This is a genomic window from Sphingomonas bacterium (assembly GCF_028289855.1).
Classification (GTDB): domain Bacteria; phylum Pseudomonadota; class Alphaproteobacteria; order Sphingomonadales; family Sphingomonadaceae; genus Sphingomonas.
This window is the reverse complement of record NZ_JAQGKZ010000100.1, coordinates 37858-49445: the sequence shown is the minus strand read 5'-3', so window position 1 is coordinate 49445 and position 11588 is coordinate 37858. Positions and strand designations below refer to the sequence as shown.

11 protein-coding genes are annotated in these 11588 nt (G+C 64.6%); 2 read left to right on the top strand and 9 right to left on the bottom strand.

Going from position 1 to position 11588, the window contains the following annotated elements; translation table 11 throughout:
* Positions 1 to 10: 10 nt before the first annotated feature.
* Together JWM94_RS11595 and JWM94_RS11590 are read right to left on the bottom strand one after the other, a co-directional pair.
* Positions 11 to 382, bottom strand: coding sequence for a tRNA-binding protein (locus JWM94_RS11595; RefSeq protein ID WP_299426820.1), 372 nt, complete (start codon positions 380 to 382; stop codon positions 11 to 13).
* A 2-nt stretch (positions 383 to 384) separates the two neighbouring features.
* Positions 385 to 1056: a glutathione S-transferase family protein gene (locus tag JWM94_RS11590; RefSeq protein ID WP_299426817.1), complete on the bottom strand. Its 672-nt coding sequence runs from the start codon at positions 1054 to 1056 to the stop codon at positions 385 to 387.
* A gap of 37 nt (positions 1057 to 1093) precedes the next feature.
* On the opposite strand from JWM94_RS11590, the gene JWM94_RS11585 reads away from it, so the two are divergent.
* Positions 1094 to 1549, top strand: coding sequence for a hypothetical protein (locus JWM94_RS11585; protein WP_299426814.1), 456 nt, complete (start codon positions 1094 to 1096; stop codon positions 1547 to 1549).
* A gap of 81 nt (positions 1550 to 1630) precedes the next feature.
* Positions 1631 to 1972 carry a DUF6481 family protein gene (locus tag JWM94_RS11580; RefSeq protein ID WP_299426811.1) on the top strand — a complete coding sequence of 114 codons (342 nt, stop codon included), beginning with the start codon at positions 1631 to 1633 and terminating at the stop codon, positions 1970 to 1972.
* Between the two features lie 16 nt (positions 1973 to 1988).
* Here JWM94_RS11580 and JWM94_RS11575 read toward each other — a convergent pair whose 3' ends face one another.
* From JWM94_RS11575 to JWM94_RS11545, 7 genes are all read right to left on the bottom strand, one after another.
* On the bottom strand, positions 1989 to 2777 hold the full coding sequence (locus JWM94_RS11575) for an SDR family NAD(P)-dependent oxidoreductase (RefSeq protein ID WP_299426808.1): 789 nt from the start codon (positions 2775 to 2777) through the stop codon (positions 1989 to 1991).
* Complete coding sequence (locus JWM94_RS11570; protein ID WP_299426806.1) at positions 2774 to 3331, bottom strand: carboxymuconolactone decarboxylase family protein; 558 nt, start codon at positions 3329 to 3331, stop codon at positions 2774 to 2776. Before JWM94_RS11570 ends, JWM94_RS11575 begins: the two co-directional genes overlap by 4 nt.
* Before the next feature lie 52 nt (positions 3332 to 3383).
* A complete protein-coding gene (locus tag JWM94_RS11565) occupies positions 3384 to 3800 on the bottom strand; it encodes a hypothetical protein (RefSeq protein ID WP_299426803.1) in 417 nt (138 codons plus the stop codon).
* Between the two features lie 67 nt (positions 3801 to 3867).
* Positions 3868 to 8358: a glutamate synthase large subunit gene (gltB, locus tag JWM94_RS11560; protein WP_299426948.1), complete on the bottom strand. Its 4491-nt coding sequence runs from the start codon at positions 8356 to 8358 to the stop codon at positions 3868 to 3870.
* A 32-nt stretch (positions 8359 to 8390) separates the two neighbouring features.
* Complete coding sequence (locus JWM94_RS11555; RefSeq protein WP_299426800.1) at positions 8391 to 9143, bottom strand: DUF2059 domain-containing protein; 753 nt, start codon at positions 9141 to 9143, stop codon at positions 8391 to 8393.
* Positions 9140 to 10579, bottom strand: a complete 1440-nt coding sequence (locus JWM94_RS11550; protein ID WP_299426797.1) for an NAD(P)-dependent oxidoreductase — start codon at positions 10577 to 10579, stop codon at positions 9140 to 9142. Before JWM94_RS11550 ends, JWM94_RS11555 begins: the two co-directional genes overlap by 4 nt.
* A gap of 156 nt (positions 10580 to 10735) precedes the next feature.
* Positions 10736 to 11542: an undecaprenyl-diphosphate phosphatase gene (locus JWM94_RS11545; protein WP_299426794.1), complete on the bottom strand. Its 807-nt coding sequence runs from the start codon at positions 11540 to 11542 to the stop codon at positions 10736 to 10738.
* Between the last annotated feature and the right edge of the window lie 46 nt (positions 11543 to 11588).

The window sequence follows — 11588 nt, the reverse complement described above, 5'->3', positions numbered from 1 at the left end:
ACGCGGATCGTCAGAACAGCCGCCCGTCATCGGGCACAGGCAAGCTCGGGCCGATCAGCACGACCTTGCCGTCCTTATCGGGGAAGCCGAGCGTCAGCACCTCCGACATCATCGGCCCGATCTGGCGCGGCGGGAAGTTGACCACAGCGGCGACTTGCCGCCCGATGAGGTCGGTGATCGCATAATGTTCGGCGATCTGTGCCGACGATCTTTTCATCCCGACCGGCGCGCCGAAATCAATCGTCAGCTTGAACGCCGGCTTGCGCGCCTCCGGGAACGGCTCGGCGGCGACGATCGTCCCGACGCGGATATCGACCTTGAGGAAATCGTCGAAGCTTATCGTGTCCGCCGTCGGCGCGGCCGCGTCGTGCGTCACGTGCATCGTCAGAAATTCACGTCGTCATAATGCGGCGCGGGTGGAATTCCTTCCATCCGCTCACTCAATAAAGGGCGGAAGCTGGGCCTGCTTTTCATGCCGGAGTACCAGCGCGCGGTCGCCTCGTGGCTGCGCCAGTCGATCCCGCCGAGATAATCGACCACCGAAATCTGCGCCGCCGCCGCCAGATCGGCGAGGCTGAGCGTCGCCCCCGCCATCCAATTGTGCCGATCGAGCAGATAATCGGTGTAATCGAGATATTCGACCGCCGACTTCATCGCCTCGCGCAGCACCTTCGCGTCGGGCGCACCCTTGGTGACGACGCGCTTGATCATCCGCTCGCCGAGCAGCCGTTCGGTCACGTCGCGGAAGAAATAGGTGTCGAACCAAGTCGACAGCCGCCGGATCTCGGCGCGCTGCACCGCGGTGCCGTTGATCATCTGCGCCTTGTCGACCGTCTCGTCGAAATATTCGCAGATGACGAGCGAATCGATCAGCCGGATGTCGCGCTCCGCATCGGCGATCACCGGGGTCTGCCCCGCCGGGTTCATGTCGATGAACTCGTCGCGCCGCTCCCACGGATTTTCGCGTACCAAGGTGTAGCCGACGCCTTTCTCGCCCAGCAGCAGCCGGACCTTGCGCGAGAACGGACAAAGCGGGAATTGATAGAGCTGCCACATTTGGCCAGTGTTAGGGGCTGGCGGTCGGCGGGGGAAGATGGCTTTGGATCGGGATGCATTCGAAACGGTCGCGGTGACGTGGAGCCAGCCCGAAGCCGGGGTGATGCTGTCGATGTTCGAATTCTATGGCATCCCGGCCTACGCGACGGGGCGCTGGCACGCGTCGATCAACCCCACGTTGATCATGGCGCTCGACGGCTTTCACGTCCGAGTCCATCCCGAATGCGTCGATGATGCGCTCGACATGCTGGCCGAGGTGGCGGAACAGCCGGCCGCGATCCGGCCCTATTTGCTGGGGCAACGATGGCTGTATCCGGTCATCCTGGTAGTCTCGTTCCTGGTACTGATCCCGATGTATGTGATCGACACGCCACCCGCATGGTATGTCGCATTGCTGGTCTTGCCGATCATCGTGCTCACCGGGATACCGCCGACGCGGACGGCCTCGACCTTTTTCCTGTGGAAGCGCAGCAGGGCGCCGGCCGGGGATTGAGGCGTCGCGCGAAATCGGGTGCCGTCGCGCCAAGAAGGTGCTAGGCGCCCGCACCGAACCTGCCCCAACAACGGATAGACAATGGCCGCCTACAAAGTTCCCGATTTCAACGAGCGGGCCGAAGCCGCGCGCGCGGCGAAGCAGCGCGCGCTCGAATTGCTGCGCGACAAGCCCGCGCCCGATCCCGCCGCTGTTGCAGCCCGGCAAGCCGCGCGCGAGGCCAAGGAAGCCGCCGAGGCCGAGCGTCGCGCCGCGAAACGCGCCGCCGAAGAGCAGGCGAAAGCCGACAAGAAAGCGGCGGCTGAGGAAGCTGCGGCGGCGAAGCGGGCCTTGACCGAGCGGGCGCCCATCGTGGTGCCAAGCGCGGCCGAGCTGAAGGCGGCCCGCGATGCGCGCTACGCCGCTCGCAAGGCCCGCAAATAGTAGTGACCGTCGGCGCCTAGCCGATCCGCGCGCCCATCCCGCCATCGACCGGCAGGATGACGCCGGTCACGAACTTCGCCTCGTCCGAACAGAGGAACAACGTCGCATAGGCTGTGTCCCAGGCATCGCCCATCTGCGCTAGCAGCGGCACACGTTCGGCACGTTCAGCGCGCACGACCTCGCGATCCAATCCGCGCGCCCGGGCGATGCCGTCGATCGCCATCGGCGTGTCCATCAGTCCAGGGGCGACGGCGTTGACGCGAATACCGTATTTGGCGTTGGCCAGCGCGGTCGATTGAGTCAGCCGGTTCACCGCGGCTTTCGATGTTTCGTAGGCGACCATGTGCCAGCCGGCGATCCCGGCGAGCGATGAGATGCTGACGATCGCGCCCGATCGCCGCTCGCGCATTCCCGGCACGGCGGCGGCGATACCGTTGAGTACGCCCTTCAGGTTGACCGACAGGATACGGTCGAAGGCGTCTTCCGCGATTGTGTGTGCGGGACCGTCACCACCGCCGATGCCCACATTGTTGACCAGGATGTCGAGCGTGCCGGCCGCCACGACCGCCCTTTCGCAATCGGCGCGGCTGGTGACGTCGCAGGTGACCGCTTCGGCCAGCCCGCCCCCGGCAGCGATGGCCGCAACCGTTTCCTCGGCGCGCACAAGGTCGCGGTCGGCGCACAGCACGCGCGCGCCTTCGCGGGCAAGCAACGTGGCGATGGCACGGCCGTTGCCGATCGTCTCGCCCGGCGACTGCCCCGCGCCCATCACCAACGCGGTCTTGCCCGCGACGCGCCCAGTCACGCCGGGAAATCCGCGTCGAGCACTTGCCCGTCGTCGAGTTGGACGCCGAAGCTGTTCAGGAACATCGACACTTGGGTGTATTGGCCGACGGTGAACACCGCATCCATGCGTTGTTTCTCGCTCAGGCCAGCAAGCCCGGCCCAGGTTGAGTCGCCGACGAAGAAATCCCCCACCAGATCATCGGCCACGCGAAGCAACGCGGCGTCGCTCGCGCTCCAGCCTTTAGCGTCTGGACCGATCTTGATCCGGTCGATCTCCTCGCGGGTTAGTCCAGTTTGCAGCCCGATCCGCGTATGCTGGACCCATTCATAGCCCGACCGGCACAGCCATCCGGTGCGCAGGATCAGCAATTCGCGTTCGCGGGCGCCAAGCGAATTGCGGTCGGACAGGATATACCCGCCCCACAAATTAAACCGCTTGAGCGCCTTGGGGGCGCGCGCCATCGTGCGGAAGATATTGAGGATATGCCCGCCGAACCCCGCGAGCACTTCGCGCTGTTCGTCGTCGAGCTCACCATCGGCAAGCGGCGCGATCCGTGCACGGCTCAGTCGCATCGAATTCTCCCCGGTCGTTTGCCCGCTTGTAGCGGAACGACCAGCGGAGTCTTTACCGATCGACGGCGTCGATCACCCGGCGCAAGCGGAGGACCGCGGCATCGACCTCGTCGCTCATAGCGGCGGCGTCGCGCGCGGTGCGACCGGCGACCGCCATCGCCGCGACGGTCCCGTTGCGCAATTTCGCGCGATACGCCGGATCGCGCCGCGCCTGAATGTCGGCGAGCGTGTCGTTGCGGCGAATGTCCGAATCGGGTGCGAGGTCGGCAAGCGGGCCGACGCGTGTTTCCATCACCGCGTTCGTCAGCGAATCGACCAAAGCCGCAACGCCCGCTTGCGCACGCGGATCGCTCAGCACGCGCGCTGCGTCGCGCAGGTCTTCGCGTGGCGACGGCGGAGCATATCGGTCATGGGCGAGCGCCGGAGTCGCGACCGTAGCGGCGAGCACACACAGGGCAATTTTACGCATAATACTGGTCCGATCAGTTTCGGGAGCGCGCTCCCATACCACTTTCGCGCCGCGATTTGAAGCGCTTCTACTCCGCGGCGACCAGTTCAACGCTGTCGTCGAGCGGATGTGCCAGCCGGCCGAGCATTTCTTTCGGCACGATTTGCCAGAACGCACCCAAAGCGCGGTTCCAGTCATCGAGCAAAGATTGTGACCAGGCGCTGTCGGTCGCCGCGGCATGCGCGCGGACGAGGTTCTTGAGCACCGCTTCCCAATGCGCCGAACTCAAACGCTGCCAGACGATCGACTCCCCATTGGCGCGCCGCTCGAAACTCTCGCTCGCGTCGTAGACGAACGCCATGCCGCCGGTCATGCCCGCGCCGAAATTGGCGCCGACCGGGCCGAGCACAACGGCAATGCCGTTGGTCATATATTCGCAGCCATTGGCGCCGCAGCCCTCTACCACCACTGTCGCGCCCGAATTGCGGACCGCGAACCGCTCGCCCGCCTGCCCCGCCGCGAACAGCCGCCCGCTGGTCGCGCCGTAGAGCACGGTGTTGCCGATGATCGTATTCTCTTGGCTGTGTAGCGGCGATGAGACCACCGGGCGGACGATGATCGTCCCGCCCGACAGGCCCTTGCCGACATAGTCGTTGGCGTCGCCGAACACTTCGAGCGTGATGCCCTTGCACAGGAAGGCGCCGAGGCTCTGCCCCGCCGACCCCCGCAGCCGCACGGTGACGTGGCCATCGGCGAGCGTGTCCATTCCGAACGTGCGCGTGATCTCCGACGACAACCGCGTGCCGACCGCGCGATGCGTGTTCCGCACCGAATAAGTCAGCTGCATCTTCTCGCCGCGCGAAAAGACATGCGCAGCGTCCTTGATCATCTGCGCGTCGAGGCTGTCGGGCACTTCGTTGCGCCAGGTATCGAGACTGAAGCGGCGCTGGTCGTCATCGGCATCGACCTTGGCGAGGATCGGGTTGAGGTCGAGATCGTCGAGATGTTCCGCCCCGCGGCTGACCTGGCGGAGCAATTCGGTGCGGCCGATCACGTCGTCGAGGCTGCGGAAGCCGAGCCGCGCGAGAATGTCGCGCACTTCCTCGGCGATGAAGGTCATCAGGTTGATGACCTTTTCGGGCGACCCGCCGAACTTGTCGCGCAGCTTTTCGTCCTGCGTACAGATGCCGACCGGGCAGGTGTTCGAATGGCATTGCCGCACCATGATGCAGCCCATCGCGACGAGGCTGAGCGTGCCGATGCCGAATTCCTCGGCGCCGAGGATCGCGGCGACGACGATGTCGCGCCCGGTCTTGAGCCCGCCGTCGGTGCGCAATTTCACGCGCCCGCGGAGGCCGTTGAGGGTCAGTGTCTGGTTGACTTCCGACAGCCCCATTTCCCACGGGGTGCCGGCATATTTGATGCTGGTCTGCGGGCTCGCGCCGGTGCCGCCGACATGGCCCGAGACGAGGATGACGTCGGCATGCGCCTTCGCCACGCCCGCCGCGACCGTGCCGATTCCCGCCGAGCTGACCAGCTTTACGCAAACGCGCGCGCGGGGATTTATTTGCTTCAGGTCGTAGATGAGCTGCGCGAGGTCTTCGATCGAATAGATATCGTGGTGCGGCGGCGGGGAAATCAGCGTCACCCCCGGCGTCGCGTGGCGCAATTTGGCGATGAATTTGGTGACCTTGAAGCCGGGCAGTTGCCCGCCCTCGCCCGGCTTCGCGCCTTGCGCCACCTTGATCTCGATCTCGTCGCAGGCGTTGAGATATTCCGCCGTCACGCCGAACCGCCCGCTGGCGATCTGCTTGACCCCCGAATTGGCATTGTCGCCATTCTCGTAGGGTTCGTAGCGGACCTTGTCCTCGCCGCCCTCGCCCGACACCGCCTTGGCGCCGATCCGGTTCATCGCGATTGCCAGCGTTTCGTGCGCCTCGGACGACAGCGCGCCCAGGCTCATCCCCGGCGTGACGAAGCGCTTACGGATTTCGGTGATCGGCTCGACCTGATCGACTGGCACCCCTTCGTCGGGGTAATTGAACTGGAGCAAGTCACGCAGATAGACGGGCGGCAAATCCGCGACCCCGCGCGAGAATTTCTGGTAGGTCGAATAAGAGTCGGTCGCGACCGCGGTCTGCAGCAAGTGCATCAGCTGCGCTGAATAGGCATGAGCCTCGCCGGTATGCCGCTGGCGATAAAAGCCGCCAATCGGCAACGTTACGACGCCTGGATCGAACGCCGCCTGATGGCGGAGCTCAGCATTCAAATGGAGCGAGGCATAGCCCTCGCCCGAGATCTTCGCGGGCATGCCGGGGAACAGGTCGTTGACCAGGCTCCGGCTCAACCCGACGGCTTCGAAATTATAGCCGCCGCGATAGGAGGAGATCACGGCGATCCCCATCTTCGACATGATCTTGAGCAGCCCCTCGTCCACCGCCTTGCGATGGTTGGCGAGTGCCTTGTCGAGAGTCAGGTCGCCGAACAGCCCGCGGGCATGACGGTCGGCCACCGCCGCTTCGGCGAGATACGCATAAACCGTCGTCGCGCCGACCCCGATCAGCACCGCATAATAATGCGTGTCGAGGCATTCGGCGGTTTCGATGTTGATCGAGCAATAGGAACGCAATCCCCGCCGTACGAGATGCGTATGCACAGCGGCCGCCGCGAGCACCCCGGCGATCCCGACCTTGTTCCCGTCGATCGCGCGGTCGGACAGGAACAACTCGCTCTTCCCCTCGCGCACAGCTTGTTCGGCCTGGTTGCGGATACGCTGGATCGCGGCGCGCAAGATTTCCGGGTCGCCCCCCGAGGCGAAGGTGCAGTCGATCTCCGCCGCCGCGCCGCCGAAATGCGTCTTGAGCTTGGCCCAGTCCGCCCCGTCGAGCACCGGGCTTTCGAGCACCAGCACCTCGTCCTGCGCGCGCCCGGTATCGAGAATGTTGGCGAGGTTCGAGAAGCGCGTCTTGAGCGACATGACGTGCCGCTCGCGCAAGCTGTCGATCGGCGGGTTGGTCACCTGACTGAAATTCTGCCGGAAGAACTGACTGATCAACCGCGGCTTGTCGCTGATCACCGCGAGCGGCGTGTCGTCGCCCATCGACCCGATCGCTTCCTTGGCGGTCTCGACCATCGGCGACAGGATCAGCTCCATATCCTCAATCGTCTGGCCGGCGGCGACTTGGCGCCGCATCAATTCGGCGCGGTCGAAACGCGTGAAGTGATCGCCCCCTCCTGATTTTTTGGCGGGCGCCTTGAGATCGTCGAGCGTCACGAACTTGCCGATCATCGCGGCATAATCGTGCTCACCGGCAATGCGATCCTTGACCTCGCGGTCGTGGAACAGCCGACCCTCGTCGAGATCGACCGCGATCATCTGGCCGGGGCCGAGCCGGCCCTTCTCGACGATCATCGTCTCGGGCACGACCACCATGCCGCTTTCCGACCCGACGATCAGCAGCCCGTCCGAGGTTTGCGTGTAGCGCAACGGCCGCAGCGCGTTACGGTCCATTCCTGCCACCGCCCAGCGACCGTCGGTCATCGCCAGCGCGGCGGGGCCATCCCACGGCTCCATCACGCTGCCGAGATATTTGAACATGTCGAGATGCGGCTTGGGCATCTCGCCCTTGCCGCCCCATGCTTCGGGCACCAGCATCAACTTGGCGGTCGGCGCGTCGCGGCCCGATCGGCAGATCGCCTCGAACACCGCGTCGAGCGCCGCGGTGTCCGACGCCCCCGCCGGGATCACCGGCTTGATGTCCTCCGACGCTTCGCCGAACGAGGTCGCCGCCATTTTTATCTCGTGGCTGAGCATCCAGTTCTTGTTGCCGCGGATCGTGTTGATCTCGCCGTTATGCGCGAGGCAGCGGAACGGCTGCGCGAGCCACCATTGCGGGAAGGTGTTGGTCGAATAACGCTGGTGAAAGATCGCGACGCGGCTCTCGAACCGCGAGTCCTTGAGGTCGGGATAGAACACCGACAGCGATTCGGCGAGGAACAGCCCTTTGTAGATGATCGAGCGGCACGACAGCGAGCAGATGTAGAAGCCCTGGATTTGCGCTGCGATCACGCGCTTTTCGATGCGGCGGCGGACGAGGTAGAGGTCCTTTTCGAACTCCTCGGCGCTCTGCATGTCGGGCAGCGGCCCGGCGATCATGATCTGCTCGATCTCGGGCCGTGTTTCCTGCGCCTTACGGCCGATCACCGACACGTCGACCGGCACCTGGCGCCAACCGTAGATCGTATAGCCCGCCTCTATGATGACGCTCTCGACAATCGTCCGGCACGCCTCCTGCGCGCCCAGATCGGTGCGCGGCAGGAAGATCATGCCGACCCCAAGCCGGTTGGGCATCGCGCGATGCCCGGACGCCTGGATCGCCTCATCGAAGAATTTGTGCGGCAAGTCGATGTGCAGCCCGGCGCCGTCGCCGGTCTTGCCGTCGGCATCGACCGCACCGCGATGCCACACCGCCTTCAGCGCATCGATCGCTGATTGCACGACGCGCCGGGATGGCTGGCCGTCGGTCGCCGCGACAAGGCCCACGCCGCACGCGTCGGATTCGAATTCGGGGCGATACATGCCGTCGCGGGCGAGGCGGGCGCGCTGGTCGATCACGACGTCGCGCCCGATTTGGCGTCTTTCGATTTGATATATGCCTGCATTGCCTCGATCATGACGATTTGCAGTTCGTCGTCATCCTTGGGCACGATTTCCTGCGCCCAGGCGAGCGTTTCCTGCTGAATCTTGCCGGAAGTCGCAGCGATTTTGCCGAAAGCCGACGTGCGCATGAAGATCAACAGCGCGGTCTTGTCGGTCGCGGACATGTCGGCGACCACGCCGGGGACGGTCGCCCTGAGATCCGACTGGAGCGATCCCACGGACACCGAAAAGTCATCATTCTTGACCATGTCGCCCATCATCGCCTTAGGCTTCATGCGCGTATCCAGCGACGCCATCATCCGCTGGCCCGTGGGGGAGCCGTAGAAGGTCAGCATCTGGTCGAGTTCCGCACTCGTAAAGGCGGCCATGTAAATGTCGGCCAGCCGATCCCATAAGACGGGGACGCGCCGCCGAGTTTGCGTATTCATCGTCGACACCGAGGCGCGCAACATCGCCTCGATGACACCGGGATATTGCGCCTCTAGGTCGTTTAGCTTGCCGCGCGCGATCAATACCGCTTTGGTATTAGCGACATAGTCGTCCCCGCTCGGATCGATCAAACGGCTCTCTGGGTTGAGCAGCTTCGCCAGTTCAACTGCCTTCCCATGCCGTATCGAATCGGCGGAGGCGACGATTGGCGGGGCAACGGGTGCAGTGACTTGCGGCGCCATCGATACCGCTGCGAACAACAACGCCGCGATCATGCCGCCTTCCTCTCACTCAGCGCCTTAGCACGCAAAAACTTATCGATGTTCGCCGCGACGTCACGCCCGTCACGCACCGCCCAGACGACCAGGCTCGCCCCGCGCACGATGTCGCCGGCGGCGAACACGCCGTCGAGGCTGGTCATCAGCGTGGCGTTGTCGACCAGCACCGTGCCCCAGCGAGTCACGCCCAGTTCCGGCGCGCCGAACAGCCGCGGCAAATCTTCGGCGTCGAACCCCAGCGCCTTGATGACGAGGTCGGCATCGCGCACTTCGCCCGCCGCCCCATCGGGCTCTGGCGAGCGGCGACCGCTGGCGTCGGCTGCACCCAAACGCATGCGGCCGATCAGTACGTTCTCGACCGAATCCTTCCCGCCGAACGCTTGCGGCGCGGAAAGCCAGACGAACTCGACGCCTTCCTCCTCGGCATGGCCGACTTCGCGCTGCGATCCCGGCATGTTGTCGCGGTCGCGGCGATAGAGGCACGCGACCGACGCCGCGCCCTGGCGCACCGCCGTCCGCACGCAGTCCATCGCGGTGTCGCCACCGCCGACCACGATCACACGCTTGCCCGCCGCGTCGAGCGCACCGCTATCGAAGTGGGGCACGGCATCGCCGAACCCCTTGCGGTTTGATGCGGTCAGGTAATCGAGCGCTTCGACCACACCGCCCGCGTCGATCCCGGGCGCCGTCAGCGCGCGCGCTTTATAGACGCCGGTCGCGATCAGCAGCGCGTCGTGGCGGCCGCGCAATTCCTCGAGTGTCGCGTCGCGCCCGACCTCGAACCCTTCGTGAAACACGATGCCGCCGGCCTTGAGCCGATCGACGCGGCGCATGACGATTGGCTTTTCGAGCTTGAAGCCGGGAATGCCATAGGTCAGCAACCCGCCGGCGCGATCGTGCCGGTCGTAGATATGGACGTCATATCCGGCGACACGGAGCAACTCGGCGGCGGTCATCCCCGCGGGTCCGGCACCGATAATACCGACCGATTGGCCGCGCGGCCGCCCCGGCATCAGTGGCTCTACCCAACCCTCTTCCCAGGCGGTGTCGGTGATGAATTTCTCGACCGACCCGATCGTCACCGCGCCGTGGCCGGAGAATTCGATGACACAATTGCCTTCGCACAGTCGGTCCTGCGGGCAGATGCGACCACAGATTTCGGGCATGGTCGAAGTGGCGTTGCTCAGCTCATAAGCCTCGCGCAGTCGCCCCTCGGCGGTCAGGCGCAACCAGTCGGGGATGTGATTGTGCAGCGGGCAATGCACCGTGCAATAAGGGACGCCGCATTGCGCGCACCGGCCCGATTGCTCCTCGGCGGTCGGCACGGCGTAACGGTCGGCGATTTCCTGAAAGTCGGTGGCGCGCGCCGAAGCGTCACGCTTGGCCGGATAGGCCTGCGTCACATCGACGAATTTGAGCATGTCGCCGGCCATCGCCCGCTCCTTTCAAGAGCGGCGATATCGCGATTGGGGATCGCCGTCACGTGAAATCAAACAATAGAGGCAGTTATACTGTCCTATTTACAAGGCGTTTGCAAGCTGAGCGCCTAAATTAGGTTCAAATGATCCTAATTTGTGATCGATCCGGCCCTATTTAAGCAATAAAGCCAGCGCAAGGCCACCGATCGCGATTCGATACCAACCGAAAGGGCTGAACCCGGTCCGCCCGACCAGCCCGACGAACCAGCGTACGACGACCAGCGCGACGACGAACGCGACAATGAAACCAATCGCGATCAGCCCGAACCCGACACTGTTTGCCGCCGCTAGTTCATGCCGTTTGCTGACAAGTTCGAGCACCGTCGCGCCGAGCATCGTTGGAATCGCAAGGAAGAAGCTGAACTCCGCCGCGGTCCGGCGCTCCACACCCAGGCTGAGCGCGCCGAGGATGGTCGCGCCCGACCGGCTGACCCCCGGCACCATCGCCAGGCACTGGATCAAGCCAATGCCGACAACCTTGGGCAGGGGAATATCGGCGACGCCCTTCACATTCCCTTCGCCGGTCCAACGCTCGATCCCGAGGATCGCGACGCCACCAACGATCAGCGCAACCGCGACCGTGACGGGCGACCCCAGCATCGCCTCGATCTGCTTGTGCAGCAGCACGCCGAGCACCGCCGCCGGGATGAACGCGACCAGGAGGTTGCGAACGAACCGGATCGAAGTCGGGTCGAACTTGAGCAGCCCCATCCCGACCGCCCAGAACGTCCGCCAATACAGCACGACGATCGCCAGGATCGCGCCCAATTGGATGACGATGTTGAACAGCGCCCAGTAAGCCGGGTCGTATTTGAGTAGCGCGCTCGCCAGGATCAGATGCCCGGTCGACGACACCGGCAGGAATTCGGTCACGCCCTCGACGATGCCTAGGATGATGGCGGCGATGATATCGGACACGCGGGATACCCCTTCAGGCGCGGCACGCTCGTGTGCCGGAAATGAT

Coding starts and splice junctions, on each gene's coding strand:
- JWM94_RS11595 (WP_299426820.1), bottom strand. CDS start 382: ATGCACGTGACGCACGACGCGGCCGCGCCGACGGCGGACACGATAAGC.
- JWM94_RS11590 (WP_299426817.1), bottom strand. CDS start 1,056: ATGTGGCAGCTCTATCAATTCCCGCTTTGTCCGTTCTCGCGCAAGGTC.
- JWM94_RS11585 (WP_299426814.1), top strand. CDS start 1,094: ATGGCTTTGGATCGGGATGCATTCGAAACGGTCGCGGTGACGTGGAGC.
- JWM94_RS11580 (WP_299426811.1), top strand. CDS start 1,631: ATGGCCGCCTACAAAGTTCCCGATTTCAACGAGCGGGCCGAAGCCGCG.
- JWM94_RS11570 (WP_299426806.1), bottom strand. CDS start 3,331: ATGCGACTGAGCCGTGCACGGATCGCGCCGCTTGCCGATGGTGAGCTC.
- JWM94_RS11565 (WP_299426803.1), bottom strand. CDS start 3,800: ATGCGTAAAATTGCCCTGTGTGTGCTCGCCGCTACGGTCGCGACTCCG.
- gltB (WP_299426948.1), bottom strand. CDS start 8,358: ATGTATCGCCCCGAATTCGAATCCGACGCGTGCGGCGTGGGCCTTGTC.
- JWM94_RS11555 (WP_299426800.1), bottom strand. CDS start 9,143: ATGATCGCGGCGTTGTTGTTCGCAGCGGTATCGATGGCGCCGCAAGTC.
- JWM94_RS11550 (WP_299426797.1), bottom strand. CDS start 10,579: ATGGCCGGCGACATGCTCAAATTCGTCGATGTGACGCAGGCCTATCCG.